The sequence below is a fragment of the Arthrobacter sp. MDT2-3 genome, from assembly GCF_059090465.1.
This window is the reverse complement of record NZ_JBNHFS010000002.1, coordinates 671,422-688,685: the sequence shown is the minus strand read 5'-3', so window position 1 is coordinate 688,685 and position 17,264 is coordinate 671,422. Positions and strand designations below refer to the sequence as shown.

Annotated in this window: 15 protein-coding genes; 7 read left to right on the top strand and 8 right to left on the bottom strand. The window is 65.7% G+C overall.

Annotated elements, in window-relative coordinates; translation table 11 throughout:
* The first annotated feature begins 199 nt into the window (after nucleotides 1–199).
* From AC5RUQ_RS08855 to AC5RUQ_RS08840, 4 genes are all read left to right on the top strand, one after another.
* Complete coding sequence (locus tag AC5RUQ_RS08855; RefSeq protein ID WP_493946917.1) at nucleotides 200–1,000, top strand: carbon-nitrogen hydrolase family protein; 801 nt, start codon at nucleotides 200–202, stop codon at nucleotides 998–1,000.
* 107 nt (nucleotides 1,001–1,107) lie between these two features.
* Nucleotides 1,108–1,926 (top strand): gamma-glutamyl-gamma-aminobutyrate hydrolase family protein, encoded by an 819-nt coding sequence (locus AC5RUQ_RS08850; protein WP_493946915.1) that lies wholly within the window; start codon nucleotides 1,108–1,110, stop codon nucleotides 1,924–1,926.
* A gap of 276 nt (nucleotides 1,927–2,202) precedes the next feature.
* Complete coding sequence (locus AC5RUQ_RS08845; RefSeq protein ID WP_493946914.1) at nucleotides 2,203–3,336, top strand: glutamate--cysteine ligase; 1,134 nt, start codon at nucleotides 2,203–2,205, stop codon at nucleotides 3,334–3,336.
* 27 nt (nucleotides 3,337–3,363) lie between these two features.
* Nucleotides 3,364–5,142, top strand: coding sequence for an N-acetylglutaminylglutamine amidotransferase (locus AC5RUQ_RS08840; RefSeq protein ID WP_493946913.1), 1,779 nt, complete (start codon nucleotides 3,364–3,366; stop codon nucleotides 5,140–5,142).
* A gap of 12 nt (nucleotides 5,143–5,154) precedes the next feature.
* Here AC5RUQ_RS08840 and AC5RUQ_RS08835 read toward each other — a convergent pair whose 3' ends face one another.
* From AC5RUQ_RS08835 to AC5RUQ_RS08825, 3 genes are all read right to left on the bottom strand, one after another.
* Nucleotides 5,155–6,060, bottom strand: coding sequence for a phosphatase PAP2 family protein (locus tag AC5RUQ_RS08835; RefSeq protein ID WP_493946912.1), 906 nt, complete (start codon nucleotides 6,058–6,060; stop codon nucleotides 5,155–5,157).
* Between the two features lie 78 nt (nucleotides 6,061–6,138).
* Complete coding sequence (locus AC5RUQ_RS08830; protein ID WP_493946911.1) at nucleotides 6,139–6,639, bottom strand: SRPBCC family protein; 501 nt, start codon at nucleotides 6,637–6,639, stop codon at nucleotides 6,139–6,141.
* Nucleotides 6,640–6,650: 11 nt separating this feature from the next.
* Nucleotides 6,651–6,992, bottom strand: coding sequence for an ArsR/SmtB family transcription factor (locus tag AC5RUQ_RS08825; protein WP_493946910.1), 342 nt, complete (start codon nucleotides 6,990–6,992; stop codon nucleotides 6,651–6,653).
* 70 nt (nucleotides 6,993–7,062) lie between these two features.
* Between AC5RUQ_RS08825 and AC5RUQ_RS08820 the strand changes: the two genes are divergently transcribed.
* The 3 genes from AC5RUQ_RS08820 to menD all read left to right on the top strand — a co-directional run bounded on the left by AC5RUQ_RS08820 (nucleotide 7,063) and on the right by menD (nucleotide 12,339).
* Nucleotides 7,063–8,064, top strand: coding sequence for an o-succinylbenzoate synthase (locus AC5RUQ_RS08820; RefSeq protein ID WP_493946909.1), 1,002 nt, complete (start codon nucleotides 7,063–7,065; stop codon nucleotides 8,062–8,064).
* A gap of 186 nt (nucleotides 8,065–8,250) precedes the next feature.
* Entirely contained in the window at nucleotides 8,251–10,320 is a 2,070-nt protein-coding gene (locus AC5RUQ_RS08815; protein ID WP_493946908.1) for a PhoX family protein, read from the top strand.
* A 189-nt stretch (nucleotides 10,321–10,509) separates the two neighbouring features.
* Nucleotides 10,510–12,339, top strand: coding sequence for a 2-succinyl-5-enolpyruvyl-6-hydroxy-3-cyclohexene-1-carboxylic-acid synthase (gene menD / locus AC5RUQ_RS08810; protein WP_493947193.1), 1,830 nt, complete (start codon nucleotides 10,510–10,512; stop codon nucleotides 12,337–12,339).
* A gap of 27 nt (nucleotides 12,340–12,366) precedes the next feature.
* Here the strand turns inward: menD and AC5RUQ_RS08805 are convergent, their stop codons facing one another.
* The 5 genes from AC5RUQ_RS08805 to AC5RUQ_RS08785 form a co-directional block, all read right to left on the bottom strand.
* Nucleotides 12,367–13,191: a VOC family protein gene (locus AC5RUQ_RS08805; protein ID WP_493946907.1), complete on the bottom strand. Its 825-nt coding sequence runs from the start codon at nucleotides 13,189–13,191 to the stop codon at nucleotides 12,367–12,369.
* Nucleotides 13,188–14,414: an aminotransferase class I/II-fold pyridoxal phosphate-dependent enzyme gene (locus AC5RUQ_RS08800; RefSeq protein ID WP_493946906.1), complete on the bottom strand. Its 1,227-nt coding sequence runs from the start codon at nucleotides 14,412–14,414 to the stop codon at nucleotides 13,188–13,190. The genes AC5RUQ_RS08805 and AC5RUQ_RS08800 overlap by 4 nt, the downstream gene beginning before the upstream one ends.
* 254 nt (nucleotides 14,415–14,668) lie before the next feature.
* Nucleotides 14,669–15,472 (bottom strand): amino acid ABC transporter ATP-binding protein, encoded by an 804-nt coding sequence (locus AC5RUQ_RS08795; RefSeq protein WP_256248153.1) that lies wholly within the window; start codon nucleotides 15,470–15,472, stop codon nucleotides 14,669–14,671.
* Nucleotides 15,473–15,484: 12 nt separating this feature from the next.
* Nucleotides 15,485–16,276 (bottom strand): amino acid ABC transporter permease, encoded by a 792-nt coding sequence (locus AC5RUQ_RS08790; RefSeq protein WP_493946905.1) that lies wholly within the window; start codon nucleotides 16,274–16,276, stop codon nucleotides 15,485–15,487.
* Between the two features lie 150 nt (nucleotides 16,277–16,426).
* Nucleotides 16,427–17,230 carry an ABC transporter substrate-binding protein gene (locus AC5RUQ_RS08785; protein ID WP_493946904.1) on the bottom strand — a complete coding sequence of 268 codons (804 nt, stop codon included), beginning with the start codon at nucleotides 17,228–17,230 and terminating at the stop codon, nucleotides 16,427–16,429.
* Nucleotides 17,231–17,264 lie beyond the last annotated feature (34 nt).

The following is a 17,264-nucleotide window of genomic DNA, read 5'->3' as shown; positions in this document are numbered from 1 at the left end:
CGGCTCCGATAGGAATAGCTTGGTGGAGCTGGATCAAATTACTCATGGGTAATTCGTCAAGTTTTTGTCAAGTGTTCCTCGGCGTTTGCGCAGGTCAGCGGCGCATAGGCCGGGAACGTACCACTGGGGCTATTCGCGCAGACCGGGGTGTGCGAACCTTTGGTGAAGGGAGCCGTTTCGCCGTGGCAGGAGGGCCGAAGTGAGAATTGCGTGCGGGCAGTTCTGTGCCGGCAGCGAACCGCAGCGGAACCTGGTGCAGATACAACAGTTGATGGAAACTGCCGCCCTGAACAACGCGGACCTGCTGGTGCTTCCCGAGTCCAGCCTGTACGCCGGCACCGAACCCCCAAGTGTCCTCGCGGAAGTCGCAGAGCCCTTGGACGGCCCATTCATCAGCGGGATCGCAGCGCTCGCAAGAGGACTCCACCTGCCGGTGGTGGTAGGAACCGCCGAGACGAACCCCGGCGGCCTTCCGTTCAACACCCTGGTGGCCCTTGACTCGGAGGGCTCTGTTCAAGGCACGTACCGCAAGGTGCATCTTTACGACGCCTTTGGCTACCGCGAAAGCGACGGAACCAGCCAGGGCGCCATCGCCGAGCCGTCCCTGCTCTCCTTCGGGCAGCTGCGGCTGGGCATGCTGACCTGCTACGACCTCAGGTTTCCGGAAAGCGCCCGCTACCTGGTGGACGCCGGGGCGAACGTCCTGCTGCTGCCGGCTATGTGGATCGTCGGCCCGGGGAAAGAAGACCACTTCAACACCTTGGTGCGTGCCCGTGCCATCGAGAACACCACCTACGTGGTGACGGCCAACCAGAGCGGGCCGCTGGCCACTGCCTACTCGATCGTGGTTGACCCCTTCGGGGTGGTGATCGCCAACGCCGGCGAGGCACCCGGGGTCATTTTTGCCGAGCTCGAACCCGAACGGATCGCGGCAGTCAGGACCCGTGTGCCGTCCCTGCGCAACCGCCGCTTCACCGTGGTACCCCGGGACCTCCACTAAGCCCTGGAAGTGTGACCTTCTTGACACCTGCATTTGACCTGCACGAAACATTCAGTGCCTTCCGCCACCATAAAATTGGAGGCAGAGAAATCTCCGGAAGGACCACTGTGCAGACCACCGACGCCGCGATGAAACCCATCATCGGACTCACCACCTACCTGGAGCAGGCTGGGACCGATGGTTGCGGCACGGTCAGGGCGGCATTCCTGCCCGAGACGTACCTGAATCCCATCATCGCCGCGGGCGGTGTGCCCATCCTGCTGCCTCCCCAGCCTGTCATGGCAGGCATGATCGAACTGCTTGTGGGCAGGCTCGACGGTCTGGTGGTTCCCGGGGGCTGGGACGTGGACCCGTCCCTCTACGGCCAGGAAGCCCACCCGGAAACCGATGCCCCACGCCCAGAGCGTGATGCCTGGGAGCAGGCCCTGATCCAAGAGGCGATCCGCCAGGACGTTCCGCTGCTGTGCATCTGCCGCGGCGAGCAATTGCTGAACGTTACGCTGGGCGGCAGCCTCCACCAGCACCTGCCCGACGTCATCGGGAACGGCCAGTACCAGCCCGGCGGCTACAACTTCAACAGGATCCCGGTGGAAATCAAGCCCGGCTCCAGGCTTGAGCAGCTGATCGGCGCGCACCCCGGACCAGTGCCGGTCTCCCACCACCAGGCGGTGGACAAGCTCGGCGAGGGCCTTGTTGCTGCAGCCTGGAGCGAGGACCAAGTGGTGGAAGCCATCGAATACCCCGCGAGCACCTTCACCATGGGCATCCAGTGGCACCCGGAGGAGCTGCCCGAGGACTTCGGCCTTTTCCATGGTTTCGTCGAAGCAGCCCGGGGGAAGTTCCTGTCCCGCCTCCTGCCGGCCACGCCGGCGTCGGCGGTCACTGCGGAGATCAATGCCAGCCTCGCGGGGCCGACGCTCGTCTGAGCGTAATAGCTATCCGCAGGTGGCCAAGTGCTCCTGAAAAAGGCCAAGGGGACGCCCCGAAGCAGCGCGCAATACGCCGTGTTTCGGGGCGTTTTCACGTGTTTTTCCTTGCGGACAGGAAATAAGCATGCTTAGTATGTTCTGACACTGAGGTTAAGCCAAACGCTTCATGGTCCTATCCAGGGAGTCATAGATGGCTGGTTTCCGTAACGTTTTTCCTCCTGCCCATGGACGAGTCCCACGTAGGGGAGATGCCGGCCCAAAGGGGCAGCGCTGATGCGCCGCCTGGGTGTGGAGGAAGAGTTCCTCATCGTCGACAACGCGAGCGGGCATGCCGTCCCACTGGGCGAAGTGCTGGACCGCCTGAGTGACGATGACGGGCTCAGCAGTGAAATGAAGCAGGAACAGATCGAAGCCTGTACGCTGCCAAGGATCCGCCTGGATGAGTTGGCGCAGGACCTCACGGCCCGGCGGGTGAGCGCGGATTCCACGGCCCGCGCAGTGGGAGCACGCTCCGTTGCCCTTGCCACATCGCCTTTTCCGGTGCGTTCCACTGCCGCGCCGGGCGAGCGGATCGAGCGCCTGATGCAAAAGTTCGGCGTGACGGCGGCTGAGCAGCTGACCTGCGGCTGCCACGTCCACGTGGAGATCGACTCGGACGAGGAAGGCGTTGCCATCCTGGACCGGATCCGGATCTGGCTCCCGGTCCTGATGGCCCTCACAGCGAATTCCCCTTTCTGCAACGGTGTGGACACCGGCTATGCAAGCTACCGCTCCCAGGCATGGAACAGGTGGCCCACCGCTGGTCCCAGCGAAATCTTCGGCTCCGCTGAGGGTTACCACGCCCACATCCAGGACATGCTCCGCTCGGGCGTTCCCCTGGACCTGGCGCAGATCTACCTCGACGCCCGGCTTAGCCACCATCACCCCACCGTGGAAATCCGGGTGGCGGATGTGTGCCTGTTAGCCGACGACGCCGTCCTGCTCGCCGCCCTGGTGCGCGGCCTGGCGGAGACAGCCGCCAGGCAGTGGCGCGCGGGCGTGCCCCCGGTGCCGGCCTCTGCAGTACAGCTTCGGCTCGCCTCCTGGCAGGCGGGCCGGTTTGGGCTGGACGGCGAACTGGTGGATCCGCTGACAGGCCAGCCCCGTGCCGCCTTCGAAGTGGTCATGTCCCTGCTGGACTTCATCCAGCCGGTGTTGAAGGAGCAGGGCGAGTTCGACGTTGTGGAATCCCTGCTGTTCCAGGTCCTGACCAGGGGCACCGGTGCTGCAAGGCAGCGGCAGGCCTACGCCAAAGCAGGCAGCCTTAGCGACGTCATCGCCGACGCCGTCCATGCGAGCAGCCTGCCCGCAACAATGCTTCGGAAGCTGAATGATTCGCCGCTGCTCGCGAGCGACCAGAGTTTTTAGGCAAGGATCAGGAACGAGGACCCTGAAATGTGCGGAATAGCCGGCGAAATCGCCTTCAACGGGAGAAAGGCCTCCCAAGAGTCGGTTCTGAAGATGATGGGGGCAATGACGTCGCGGGGGCCTGACGGGCGGGGGACCTGGGAGTCGGGCTGGGTGGCACTGGGGCATCAGCGCCTCAGCATCATTGACCTTTCCGAGGCAGGGGCGCAACCAATGCTGGACGACGGCGGCCTGGCCGTTACGTTCAACGGCTGCATCTACAACTACAAGGAACTGCGCCGGGAACTGGAGCGGGAATTCACCTTCCGGTCCAACAGCGACACCGAGGTGATCCTGAAGGCCTACCGGAAGTGGGGCGACGACTTTGTCCACCACCTGGTGGGGATGTTCGCGGTGGCTCTTTACGATCCGCAGCGGCAGGAAGTCCTGCTGGTCAGGGACCGGCTGGGCATCAAACCGGTGTACGTCTGCGAGCTCGGGGGAAGGTTGCGCTTCGCTTCCAGCCTGCCCGCGCTGGTGGCTTCGGGCGGAATGGATACGTCCATTGACGAGACAGCCTTGCACCACTACCTGAGCTGGCACTCGATCGTCCCCGCGCCGCGGACCATCCTGCGCGGCATCCAGAAGCTGCCGGCCGCCACCATCCGAACCATCCGTGCCGACGGAACCTGGCATGACCGCGAGTACTGGAAACCCGGCTATACGCGCCGCGCGGAGCACGCGGACTGGTCCGCGGGGGACTGGCAGGAAGCCGTCCGCGGTTCCCTTCAAACGGCAGTACGACGCCGGATGGTGGCCGACGTGCCGGTGGGCGTCCTTCTCTCCGGGGGCCTGGACTCCAGCCTCCTCGTTGCCCTGCTCGCCGGGGAGGGCCAGCACGGACTGTCCACGTTCAGCATCGGGTTTGACGGCGCCGGCGGGGACTCCGGGAACGAGTTCGCCTACTCGGACCTCATTGCGCGGGAGTTCGGTACGCAGCATGAGCAACTGCACATCAGCACCTCCGAGTTCGCGCCGTCCATCGATGGGGCCATGGGGGCGATGTCCGAACCGATGGCCAGCCACGACGTGACGGCGTTCCACCTGCTGTGCCGGACTGTCGCCGAGCATCTGAAGGTGGTGCAGTGTGGCCAGGGCGCCGATGAGGTCTTTGGCGGGTACGGATACCACCAGCCGCTTGCTTCTGTGGGCCCTTCGGAGGCGTTGTCCACGTTCACCTCAAGTTTCGTGGACCACAGCCATGAAGAACTCCTGAACATCCTGGAGCCCGAGTGGTACTGCGCCACCGATGTGAGCAACCGGGTCCTGGCCGCCAACCTGGACGCACCCGGTGCGGACACCGCCCTGGACGCGGTGCTCCGGCTGGACACCCACCTGCTGATGGTGGACGATCCCGTCAAGCGGCTGGACAACATGAGCATGGCCTGGGGCATCGAGGCCCGGGTGCCGTTCCTGGACCATGAACTGGTGGAGCTCGCCGCGTCCTGCCCGCCGGAACTCAAGGCATCGCAGGGCGGAAAGGGCATTTTGAAGGACCTGGGCCGGCAGATGCTGCCCGCAGCCGTGGTGGACCGGCCCAAGGGGTACTTCCCGGTCCCTGCCCTCCGGCACCTTGAGGAACCGTTCATCTCCATCGTCCGCGAGGCGCTCCACGCACCGGAGGCCAAGCAGCGGGGACTGTTCCAGCCGGCCTATATCGACGGCCTCCTGGCAGACCCCAACACCCAACGGACAGCCGTCAACAGCAACGTCCTCTGGCAGTTGGCGCTGCTGGAGATGTGGCTCCAGCACCACGGGGTGGGCTAACGCCAGGTGACGTCAGCGCCTGGGCGAGTCCCGCCGTCGTGCGGCATAGGCGAACAGGGCGGTGGTGGCAACGGTGGCCAGATACCCGGCGATCACGATCAGCGAGATCCCGGCCCAGAAATAGTTGGTGGTGCTGACCTCCTGCCAGGGACTGGGCGCGATCCGGACCAGCGAATACATCGCCACCGCAGCCGACGCCAGCCCGATCAGTACCGGCAGCGTGAGCCAGATCCGGGCCGACCCGATGTGCCCGCCGAAGCCGTCCCACGCATTCCACGCCCCGCGGCGGATGATGAGCCAGCCTGCCGGAATCATAAAAGCGCCCACCAGCAGGAACGCCGCCACCACGTCGGCCGGCCGGTGCCACTGGTTGATCAGCGTGGAGACGCCCGAGGCAATCGCGAATGTGCCGCCCACAAAACCGGCCATCGGGCGCCACCGGGGCGAGGCCATCAGGAACACCGCGGCCGCCGCCGACGCCGCCAGGGTGGTGTGCCCGGACGGCAGCGAATTCAGCTCCAGCGTCACCACGCCCTTGTCCGGCCGGGCCGGAAGCACATCCTTCAGGACCTGGGTGGCAATATTCGCGCCGATGCAGGCAGTCACCGCAATGCCGGCTTCCGTCCAGTGCTTCCGGATCACCGTGACAAAGAGCACCACGACGGCGGCCATCACCAGTGAGATGGTGGGCAGCAGATCCAGGAACCTGGTGGTCGCCTTGCCCGCCGGCCCGTGGATATCGACGGCCTCCACCAGCGCGGACTCGTCGATGAACTGGCCCGTAGTGGTCTGGACGAAGTAGTAGTACGTGGCGACCAGCCCTGCAACGCAGGCCAGCGTGGCCAGCACGAAAAAGAAACCCGAGCCCGGAGCGGGGCGTGCTGGGGTCCTGGTCTGTGCCTGCCGTTGAGAAGTCATCACTTCAAGGTTGTCACAGAAAGCTGGGATCCCGCCGCATGTGCCGGGGATGCCGGGTGAGCCCGGCCCCGGCGGCATTTACCCCAGGTTCCGGGTGAGTTCCTCGATCAGTTCGAACTGCTCGCGCACGCCGCCCTCCATGCCGGAGTGGGCAATCATGTCCCGCACGTCCTTGCTGCCTGCGTCGGTGCGGATGCTGACCAGGGTGGCGCCGCCGCCGGCATCGCTGAAGGTGACGGTGTTGACCACGGACCCTTCCTCGCTGTCCGGCGACGCACCTGGCGACTCCATGACCTCCGTGTGCACGATCCGTTCGTTGGGCACGATCTCGCGGTACGTTCCGTGGAAGGCCACCTCGAACCCACCGTGCGCCACCATCACGAAGCGCCATGCGCCGCCCACCCGGAAGTCCATCTCGGCCGTGGTCATCTCGCCCCGCCGCCCGGGCCACCAGCGCTTGACCAGTTCAGGTGTGGTCCAGGCCCTGTACACGAGGTGCCGGGGCGCGCCGACGGTCCGGGTGATGAGGATCTCCCGGTCGCTGGGAAAAGTCACGTCCATGGTGCTTGTCTGTGTCATTGTCCTGATCCTTAGTCTTGCGTGTCTTCCTGTTTGAGGTCGGCGAGCACGTCGTCCAGCAGTTCGAAGCGCTCGCCCCAGAGGTGCTGGTAGCTGGAGACCCAGTCATGGATGGGCTTCAGCGCCTGGGGGTTGAGCCGGTACAGCCGCTGCCGGCCCTCATCCCGCACGTCCACCGCCCCTACCTCCCGCAGCACCCGCAAGTGCCGCGAGACCTGGGGCTGGGCCAGGCCGAGGAGTTCCACCAGCTCGTTCACCGGGCGCTCACCATGAGTGAGGGCGTCCAGGATTTCCCGACGCCGGGGTTCGGCTACCGCGTTGAAAGTGTCCGTAGTCGTCGCTGCCCGTGCCATGTGCTCATTATATATCCATATGGATATGTATTGGAAGGGTTTGCCGCCTCCCGCTTGTACAGTTGGGTCCATGCTTACGGACCCGCGCCCCCTGCCCGCTGTGCAGGAGCTGCTGGCCGGCGCCCACGTGGTGAGCCTCCCCATGCGCGTGAAGTTCCGCGGCATCATGGCGCGCGAGTCCCTGCTGCTGCAGGGTCCAGCCGGTTGGGGAGAGTTCTGCCCCTTCCCCGAGTACGGCGACGCCGAGGCCTCCCGGTGGCTTGCCGCCGCGATCGAGGCCGCCTGGACAGGGTTTCCCACTCCGCTGCGTCCGGTGATTCCCGTCAACGCAACCGTTCCAGCCGTTCCGGCTGACCGGGTTCCGGAGGTCCTTGCGCGCTTTGGCAGGGTGGACGCCGTGAAGGTCAAGGTTGCCGAGCGCGGCCAGACGCTCGACGACGACGCCGCCCGCCTCGCCGCCGTCCGCTCCGCCCTTCCGGATGCAGCTATCCGGGTGGACGCCAATGGGGGCTGGGATGTTCCGGCCGCTGTCGAGGCGCTCACGCGGCTGGCCGCCGTCGGGCTTGAATACGCCGAACAGCCGGTGCCGACCATTGACGGGCTGGCCGAGGTTCGGCGTGCCTCGCGGGCCGCCGGAACACCCGTGCTGATCGCGGCGGACGAGAGTGTCCGTAAGGAATCAGACCCCCTGCGCGTGGCGCGTGCCGGCGCGGCCGACCTCATCGTGGTCAAGGTGGCGCCGCTCGGGGGAGTACGCCGCGCCCTGGACATCGTGGCGCAGGCCGGGCTTCCCGCCGTCGTGAGCTCAGCGCTGGACACCTCGGTGGGGATCCGCGCTGGCCTTGCCCTGGCCGCGGCGCTTCCGGAACTGCCTTACGCGTGCGGGCTTGGTACCGTGTCCCTGTTCGAGTCCGACATCACCACCGATCCGCTGGTGGCCGACGACGGCGCCATCCGCGTCCGCGACGTCGCCGCAGACGCCGGGCTGCTCGAGCAGTATGCGGCTTCGCCAGAGCGCCGGGACTGGTGGCTTGCCCGGCTCCGCCGTGTCCACGCCCTCCTCACCGCCTAGACGCTCCATCACCTTCCGCGCCTTTTCCGCGGACGCTCCATCACCTTCCGCGCCTTTTTGGTCGACGCTCCATCACATCCCTGCAGGTCACGAGCGGTTAACCAGAGCTTCACCTTGTTGACTACTGCGCGTAGAAACCGGCTGACAGGGTGAGGGAACCGCATCGATTTTCCCTGGAAGGCCCCCATGTCTGAAACGACTGCCCGCAAGTTCACCCTGCTGCCGATGCTCGGCCATACCAAGGGCAAGCGCAGTGCCGTCACCTGCGCGCTGAAGTGCGACAACGCCTGCGCCGGCGACGTCTGCAACACCAGCTCCAACAGCTACTTCCGCGACATCGCCTCTGCGACAATGTCCCGCCGCGCCGCCCTGGGCTTCGGCGCTGCCGGTGCGCTCGCCGTCGTCCTCGGCAGTGCCGTCACTTCGCCTGAATCCGCCAGCGCTGCCGGCCTCTCGAAGGCTGCCAAGGAAGGCTTCGGGAAGTCCAAGCTGCAGTTCACGGCCATCCCCTCGATCGATGCCGCCGTGGACGCAGTCACCGTCCCCGAAGGCTTCACCTGGCAGGCGGTGATCCGTTGGGGTGACCCCATCTTTAAGGACGCGCCGGAGTTCGACCTCAACAACCAAACGGCCGCTGCGCAGGAAAAGCAGTTTGGCTACAACAACGACTACACGGACATCCTGGAGATCCCGGGCAGCAAGGGCCGCCGCGCGGTGCTCTTCTCCAACCACGAGTACACCAACGAGAACATCATGTTCCCGGCCACCATGCCTGCGGACCAGATGCGTGCTGTGGGGGCAGCCGCGCACGGGCTCACCGTGGTGGAGCTCGAGCGCCAGAACAAGAACAAACCGTGGACCTACGTCAAGGGTGCGCCGCTGAACCGCCGGTACCTTAACAACACTGTCTACGAGCTGACCGGGCCGGCAGCGGGCTCATCGCTGGTCAAGACTGTTGACGATCAGGACGGCCGCTTCATCAAGGGCACCTTGGGCAACTGCGCCGGCGGCACCACCCCCTGGGGCACCATTCTCTCCGGCGAAGAGAACTTCAACGGCTACTTCGTCTCCCCGGGAACCTCCGCCGAGCACAAGCGCTACGGCCTGACCAACAAGGCCACCGCCCGCAAGTGGGAGCTGGACGAGAAGCGCTGGGACACCCGCAACGCCGGCTATGAGAATGAAGCCAACCGCTTCGGCTGGATCGTGGAGGTTGACCCGTTCGATCCCGATTCCACCCCCAAGAAGCACTCCTCGCTGGGCCGCTTCAAGCACGAGGGCGCCAACGTGATCGTGGCCAAGTCCGGGCATGTCGTGGCCTACTCCGGCGACGACGAGCGCTTCGACTACCTCTACAAGTTCGTTTCGAAGGACAAGTACCGCGAGGGCGACCGCAAGCACAACATGACACTGCTGTCCGCGGGCAACCTGTACGTTGCCAGGTTCACGGGCAACTCGCCAACCGCTGAAATCAGTGGCACCGGTGCAGTGCCCTCAGATGGTGCGTTCGACGGTATCGGCGAGTGGCTGCCGCTGGTGGTGGACGGCAAGTCAGCAGTGCCGGGCATGTCCGTGGAGCAGGTGCTGGTGTACACCCGCCTCGCCGCCGACAAGGTTGGCCCCACCAAGATGGACCGTTGCGAGGACGTGGAGCCCAGCTTGCACACCGGCAAGGTCTACGTGGCGTGCACCAACAACTCCAACCGCGGCACGGGTTCCAACGAGGGCGCCACCGAGGTCAACCCGCGCAACCAGAACCGCGACGGCCACATCGTGGAGATCACTGAAACTGGGGACCAGACATCCACCACGTTCACCTGGAACCTGCTGATGGTCTGCGGCGACCCGGCCCAGGGCGACGTCACCTACTTCTCCGGCTTCCCGGTGGACAAGGTCTCGCCCATCTCGTGCCCGGACAACCTCGCGTTCGACTCCGTGGGCAACCTCTGGATCTCCACCGACGGCGCCCCCTCCGGCATCGGCCGGGCGGACGGACTGTTCAAGGTCACCTTGGACGGCGCCGAGCGCGGCAAGGTGGAACAGTTCCTCGCCGTCCCGCGCGACGGCGAAACGTGTGGCCCCATCATCCACGACGAGGAGCGCACCGTGTTCGTCGCAGTGCAGCACCCGGGCGAGGACGGATCGTTCGACTCGCAGGTCTCCTTCTTCCCGGACTACGTTGCGGCAGGCACGACGCCGGCCCCGGGCCAGGCACGTGCGCCGCGCCCGTCCGTGATCCAGGTGTTCCGCGGCTAGGTTCGTCCCGGTGATAGGGCCCGTCGGAATCCAACGCTCTCTCACTTAACGCGGGTAATTCCAAAACGCTCTATCACTCTCTTCAGGAGAGTGATAGAGCGTTCCGGCTTCAGGCGCATCGAGTGATAGAGCGTTCCGGCTTTAGGCGCATCGAGTGATAGAGCGTCGGGCGTTTTGGTGCGGGAAGTGATGGCGCGTCGGGGGTGGCAGACTGGTTTGGTGACTTCGCACAACGATTCCGCCCCCGACGCCCCCCGCCAGGACGCTTCCCCCGTCGGCTCCCCGCAAGCGGGCACCTTCCCCGCAGACTCTTCCGGTGCCGCCCCTGAGTTAAGTGCCGTCGCAGCCGCGCGGATCGCCGTCGGGGTCCTGGTCAACGGCGGGGTGCAGCACGTGGTGGTGTCGCCCGGGTCCCGGTCCGCTCCCATGGCCTACGCGCTGGCTGAGGCATCGGCGGAGGGCAGGGTGGAGCTGCTGGTCCGCATCGACGAGCGTTCCGCCGGCTTCACTGCGCTGGGCCTGGCCCTGTCCACCGGCTCGCCCGCCGCCGTCCTCACGACGTCCGGGACCGCCGTGGGGAATCTCCTTCCCGCGGTGATGGAGGCAAACCATGCGGCCGTCCCGCTCATCGTCCTGTCCGCTGACCGGCCGGACGAGCTGCGCGGCACAGGCGCCAACCAGACCACCATCCAGCCCGACATCTTCGGGGAACAGGTGCGCTTCGCCGTCGACGTCCCCGCAGGCACCGACCCCGAACGCGCCATCCGGACCGGCCTGTCGGCGGCCACCGGTGCGTTCCCCGACCTGGCCCCCGGCCCGGTCCAGCTCAACCTGGCGTTCCGCGATCCGCTGGTTCCAGAGGCCGGCGCGACGTTGCCGGCGGCGGCAGAACGGCCGCGATACCGGCTCGCCAGCGAGCCTCTCGTGATGAACCTGCCGCCTGCATCCGAGAACCTGCCCGAGCGCCGCACGGTGGTACTCGCAGGGCACGACGCCGGGCCGGTCGCCGAGGCCTTCGCCCGCGCGCACGGCCTGCCGTTGCTGGCCGAGCCGTCCTCCAACGCCCGCTTCGGGCCGAACGCCGTGGGCCCGTACCGGCTTCTGCTGGAGCACTTTGGAGCCGGGGCAGCAGCGCCAATTGAGCGGGTGGTCCTGTTCGGCCGGCCGACTCTGTCCCGGCCGGTCGCAGCCCTGCTGGCCCGCGCGGACGTTCAAGCCGCTCTCTACCAGCCGGTTCCGGTGGCCTGGTACGAGCCCGGCCGGCGCACCGAGCTGCCCCTGGAAAACCTTGCGGACCTGGCAGATTTTGCCGGCCGCGGGCCATCCACATGGCTGGATACCTGGCTGCTTGCCGGATCGGCCGCCCAGCACGCGCTGGATCGTATCCTCGCTGAGGGAGCGCCGGCCACCGGTCCGGCCGTCGGGTCGCTGGTGTGGGAACATTCCCGGGGCCAGCTGCTGCTGGGCTCCTCCAACGGAATCCGCGACGTGGACTTGGCCGGCCTGCCCGCTCCTGAACCTGCCGCCACCGTTTATGCGAACCGCGGCCTCGCCGGGATCGACGGCACCATCTCCACAGCCACCGGGGTTGCACTCGGCGCGCGGCAGGAAACCACCGTCCTGCTGGGCGATGTCACCTTCCTGCACGACGCCGGCGGCCTGCTCCTGGGCACCGGGGAGGAGGAGCCGCACTTGCGGATCGTTGTGCTCAACGACGCCGGCGGGGCCATCTTCGACCTGCTGGAGCACGGCGCCGTGCGTGAGGCGGGAACGTATGGTGACGCCGTCGAGCGCCTCTTCGGCACCCCCCATACAGTGGACATTGCGGCACTTGCTGCAGCGTACGGCGTCGGGCATTGCTCGGTAAGTACGACGGCGGCACTCGCCGAGGCGCTCACGCAGCCGATCGAGGGCCGCAGCATTGTTGAAGTCCGCACGGACCGGCACGGCCTGCGCGCGCTTCACAGCCGGATCAAAGAGGCCGTCGCCGCTGCAGTCGGGGGAGTGCTGGCGCGCTAGCCGAAGAATAGCGATCTGAGGAATCGCTTAGCCCGTCGGCGGCGTGAACTGGCTGGCGCTGAACGTTGCTCCCTGCGGGTCCCGGATCAATGCCTCGCGCGTCCACCCGGTGTCGTACTGCCGAAGGATTCCGGCCCCCAGCCGGATTGCGTCAGCAACAGCCTGGTCCCGGTCGGCAACGGCGAACGTCACGTGCCAGTGCGGCGGTTCATCGGCGGCCGTTGCTACGACCCAGGCGATCGCGTCATCGAAGCCGGGTGGGGCGGCGATTTCTGAGTGCTGGGTCCTGATGTCCGGGTAGATGGTCGCCTCAAGGTGGTCGCCATAACCCGGCCGGCGAACCATCAGCCCGAAGCCGACATCGTCCACCTGCCAGCCGAACGCGTCCTCGTAGAACGCAATGCCCCTGCTGGGGTCAGCCGTATGCAGGTCGCTAAAATTCCAGGCCCCCGGCTGATTGACCACCTGCGCCCCCAGTCGCCGCTTCGGCTGCCAGATGCGGAATTCGACCCCTTCCGGATCGGTCAGCAACGCTCCGCGGCCGCCTTCTCCCGCGTCTGCCGGTGGGGCCAGCACTTTGGCGCCGGCGGTCACCAGCCGCCGGACTGCAGCGTCGGCGTCATCGACTGCTATGTAGGTGTTCCACGCCGTTCCCTCCGCGCTGCTTGCTATCCCGGCGACGTCACGGCCGCCCAGCTTTGCTATCAGATACCTGCCTGGTGCCCCCGGGGGCATCACGTCTTCAAATGTCCAGCCGAAGAGGCCGCCGTAGAACTCAGCAGCCGCGTCTACGTCCGGCTGCTCTGTGTCGACCCAGCACGGTACACCATGGGGGTAGGTCCGTTCGCTCATGTCCCGCTCCTGTCCATGCTTTCCTTCATCGCCGCTTCGAATGCAGGAAGGCTCCGTTCGATCATGTCCTCGTTGGCCGTAAGGGAAACCCGGAAGAAGCCCGGCGTCTCAAACAGTACGCCCGGGAAAACGAAGACATTCCGGCGGACGAGTGACTCGGTGAACGCCTCGTCGTCCGGAATGGGGGAGGTGGCAAACAGGTAGAACGTGCCTTCAGGCCGATGGACGCGATAACCCATGCCGCCCAGCGCCTCCATGAGCCGGTCCCGGCGCCGCTGCAACTGGCCCACGTCGATGCTGAACTTCTCCAGTTCCGGAAGAGCGTGCTGCAGCAGCGCATTCGGGTACACCCACCCCATCGCCACCTGCAGGCCGGTGATCGCGGGGCGCATCTCCTCCCGCTGCGGCATGGTGGGCGGCAGCGCCAGATAGCCCACCCGCTGGCCCGGCGAGAGGTGGGTTTTGCCGTAGGAATAGGCCAGCAGCGTGTGCGCATAGAACTCCACGGGACTGTGGAAGCGGAGGCCATCGAACACAATCCGGTTGTAGGCCTCGTCCGAGACCAGGTAGATCCGCCTGCCGATCCTTACCGAGGCCGCCTCCAACATGTCCGCCAGCCGGAGCAGCAGTTCGGGAGGATAGATCCGCCCCGTGGGATTGTTGGGAGAATTGATGATCACAACCCTGGTGCGCTCCGTGATGGCAGACTCAATCGCATCCAAATCCAGGTCGAACGTTGCCGTGCTGACCTTTACCTTCACCGGGACGAGACCTGCTTCAAGGATCAGCGGCTCGTACAGGAACCACGGCGGCAGGCTGAAAATGACTTCATCGCCGGGATCGCTGACCGTCTTCAGGGCCAAGGCGATGGCGGCAAAACCTCCGGTGGTTAGATAGATGTCCTCCGTCCTGAACGGCACGTCCAGCAGTCGCTGAAGGGATTCCGCGGCCGCCTCCCGGGCAGTTTCGCCGTTGGTCTGGTATGCGAACCACTGGTCGTGCTGTGGGGTAAGGGCATCCCGCAACGTATTGACGTACCGGTCGGGCGGCATCTGGTGCGGGTTGCCGAAAGTGAAATCACAAACATCCGACTGGCCTTTCCGGCGCAGGCTGGCCGCCGTGAGGTAGGCATCAACGCGTTGGAAAGAGGGGATGGATGCCAGCCGCGCAGCGCGATCAGATACCGCGGAGGTGGCCCGGGACGGGATTGTAGGTTCTGTCATGCCGGCGCTCCTCGATTGGCCGGCCCTGGTGGGCCTGCACGTCCGATGGGCAGCACGCTGCTGAGCCAGGGCTGTAGTGGGACCTATTGTGTGCCGCGGCACGGCGGAAGTAAATGCCCGGGCAAGAGGCGCGTGCCGCCGTCGTACGCCTTCCCAGAGTGGCGACGCGCAGCTACCCCTTGACGCAGAAATTCCCTGGCGCTGCGGTTGTATCCGCAGCGCCAGGGAATGTACGTATCGCAACTGGAAGAGGGTTACTCCTCGATATCGATGTGCGTGGGATCGAGCACGCGGCGCAGGAACTCCTTGGTGCGGGCCTGGGTGGGGGCAGAAATGACCTGCTCGGCCACGCCTTCCTCCACCACAATGCCGCCGTCCATAAACACCACGCGGTCGGCCACTTCACGGGCAAAGCCCATCTCGTGGGTGACCACCAGCATGGTCATGCCCTCCTTGGCGAGGTTCCGCATCACGGAGAGGACATCGCCCACGGTCTCAGGGTCCAGGGCAGAGGTGGGCTCATCGAAGAGCATCAGCTCCGGGTCCATGCTCAGCGCGCGGGCAATGGCCACACGCTGCTGCTGGCCGCCGGAGAGCTGGTCCGGGAAACGGTCCGAGAGGTGCCCCAGTCCCACGCGCTCCAGGTTGTGCATGGACACCTTGTCCGCCTCCGCCTGGGACCGCTTGAGGACCTTCGTCTGGGCGATGGAGCAGTTGCGCTTGGCGTCCAGGTGCGGGAACAGGTTGAACTGCTGGAACACCATGCCCACCTTGCGGCGCATCTTGTCGATGTCCACATCGGGATCGGTGGCCTCGAAGCCGCCCACGTGGATGCTGCCCTGGTTGGGCTGCTCCAGCAGGTTCACGCAGCGCAGGAGGGTGGACTTGCCGGAGCCGGACGGCCCGATCAGGCACACCACTTCGCCGGGAGCCACGTCCAGGCTGATGCCTTTCAGGACCTCATTGGATCCGTAGGACTTGCGCAGGTCCTTGATCTCCACGCCGGCGGCGTGGACGGTTGCCGTGCCACCGCGGGAATTGTTTACGACGTCGTTCATGGTCTTCGCTGCCTATCGGTTTGACCGCGCGGTGCGGCTTTCGAACTTCCGGGCCAGGAAGCTCAGGGGGATGGTGATCACCAGGTAGAAGGCTCCGGCCACCAGGAGCGGGGTGAGGCCTGCGCCGAGGCTGGAGATGCCGTCGCGGCCGAACTTGGTGAGCTCGTACTGGGAGGCGGTGAGGCCCAGGACGTAGATCAGCGAGGAGTCCTTGGTCAGCAGGATGACCTCGTTGGTCAGGGGCGGCAGGACGATCTTGAACGCCTGCGGGATGACGATGGTGACCATGGCCCGCCACTGCGGCATGCCCAGGGAGCGGGCTGCTTCGAGCTGGCCCTTCGGTACCGCCTGCAGGCCGGCACGGAGGGTTTCGGCGATGTAGGCCGAGGCCACCATGCCGAGCGAAACCATCACGATCACGGTGATGTTCCACGAGACGCCGAACGCCAGCGGGACGCCGTAGCCGAAGGCGATGAAGACCAGGAGTGCCGGGATGCCGCGGAAAAACTCGATGTAGCCGGTGGCGATCCAGCGGTACAGCGGGAAGCTGGAGAGCTTCATCAGGGCCAGCAGCAGGCCGCCGGAGAGGCCCACGATAAAGCCGAGGAAGGTGTAGATCAGGGTGTTCACCAGGCCGGTCATGAAGATGCCGGGGAACATGGGGCCGATCTTGCCGAAGTTGAAGACGCTGTTGCCGATGGTCTCCCAGTCGGTGGCCAGGATCAGCGCGGCGATGGCCACAACAAAGATTCCGGCCTGGACATACAGGCTTACTTTGGCTCGCTGACGTGCGGTCATTGCCATGGGTTGCTCACATTCGTTGTGCGTGGCAGAGGCCCCGGACGGACTGCGGTACAGCTCGTCCGGGGCCCCGGCTGCGTAGTTCTCAGGGCCGTGACGGAACCAAGGCGGGGGAGCCTCAGGCCTGCACGGCGACTACTTGGCGGTGGTTGGCTACTTGGCGGCTTCGCCGAACCAGGTGGTCTTGAACTTCTCAAGGGAGCCGTCGTCGGTCAGGCGCTTGAGGGTGCCGTTAACCTTCTCAGCCATGGCGGTGTTGCCCTTCTTGATGGAAATGCCCAGCTGCTCGCCGGTGGCAAATTCCTCAACGCTCTTGAACTTGGGCTGGTCCTTGATGGCGTAGCCCAGGACGGACTGGTTGCCCAGGGCTGCGTCGATGGTGCCGGCCTCAAGGGCCTGCACCAGGAGGCCCGTGTCCTCGAACTGCTGGGCATCGAGGCCCTGCTCCTGTGCGTAGTCGGCGCCGGTGGTGGCCTGCTGGACGCCCACCTTCTTGCCCTTGGCATCGGCCAGGCTGTTGACGCCGGAATCTTCGCTGGCTACCAGGGCCAGATCGTCATCCAGGTAAGGGGTGGAGAAGTCCATGACCGACTTGCGGGTATCCGTGATGGAGATGGAGGAGATGCCCAGGTCGCACTGGGTCAGGGCGGTGCCGGTCTCGATGGCCTCGAAGGAGCTGTCCACGATGCTCAGTTCGGCGCCGAAGTCCTTGGCGAGTTCCTTGGCGATGTCGACGTCGAAGCCCACCGTCTGGCCGTCCTTCTCAAATTCGAACGGCTCGTAGGGGATATCCGAGCAGACCGTGAGCTTGCCGGAGTTGATGAGCTGAATGCCGCCTTCGGAAGCTGCCGGAGTGGAGCTTCCGCCGCCGCAGGCCGTGAGGGTGAGGGCGCCGGCGGCGAACAGTGCTGCTGCCTTGGCGGTGATCTTGGCCGTGGCCAGGGACTTGAGCTGCATGTTTCTTACCTTTTGTTGCAGGAGTATGCGGTAC

What these genes read in the sequence shown, in the direction of transcription:
- AC5RUQ_RS08800 (WP_493946906.1), bottom strand. Translation starts at nt 14,414, where the DNA reads ATGACAGAACCTACAATCCCGTCCCGGGCCACCTCCGCGGTATCTGAT.
- AC5RUQ_RS08795 (WP_256248153.1), bottom strand. Translation starts at nt 15,472, where the DNA reads ATGAACGACGTCGTAAACAATTCCCGCGGTGGCACGGCAACCGTCCAC.
- AC5RUQ_RS08845 (WP_493946914.1), top strand. Translation starts at nt 2,203, where the DNA reads ATGCGCCGCCTGGGTGTGGAGGAAGAGTTCCTCATCGTCGACAACGCG.
- AC5RUQ_RS08840 (WP_493946913.1), top strand. Translation starts at nt 3,364, where the DNA reads ATGTGCGGAATAGCCGGCGAAATCGCCTTCAACGGGAGAAAGGCCTCC.
- AC5RUQ_RS08790 (WP_493946905.1), bottom strand. Translation starts at nt 16,276, where the DNA reads ATGGCAATGACCGCACGTCAGCGAGCCAAAGTAAGCCTGTATGTCCAG.
- AC5RUQ_RS08835 (WP_493946912.1), bottom strand. Translation starts at nt 6,060, where the DNA reads ATGACTTCTCAACGGCAGGCACAGACCAGGACCCCAGCACGCCCCGCT.
- AC5RUQ_RS08820 (WP_493946909.1), top strand. Translation starts at nt 7,063, where the DNA reads ATGCTTACGGACCCGCGCCCCCTGCCCGCTGTGCAGGAGCTGCTGGCC.
- AC5RUQ_RS08805 (WP_493946907.1), bottom strand. Translation starts at nt 13,191, where the DNA reads ATGAGCGAACGGACCTACCCCCATGGTGTACCGTGCTGGGTCGACACA.
- AC5RUQ_RS08825 (WP_493946910.1), bottom strand. Translation starts at nt 6,992, where the DNA reads ATGGCACGGGCAGCGACGACTACGGACACTTTCAACGCGGTAGCCGAA.
- AC5RUQ_RS08815 (WP_493946908.1), top strand. Translation starts at nt 8,251, where the DNA reads ATGTCTGAAACGACTGCCCGCAAGTTCACCCTGCTGCCGATGCTCGGC.
- menD (WP_493947193.1), top strand. Translation starts at nt 10,510, where the DNA reads ATGGCGCGTCGGGGGTGGCAGACTGGTTTGGTGACTTCGCACAACGAT.
- AC5RUQ_RS08830 (WP_493946911.1), bottom strand. Translation starts at nt 6,639, where the DNA reads ATGACACAGACAAGCACCATGGACGTGACTTTTCCCAGCGACCGGGAG.
- AC5RUQ_RS08785 (WP_493946904.1), bottom strand. Translation starts at nt 17,230, where the DNA reads ATGCAGCTCAAGTCCCTGGCCACGGCCAAGATCACCGCCAAGGCAGCA.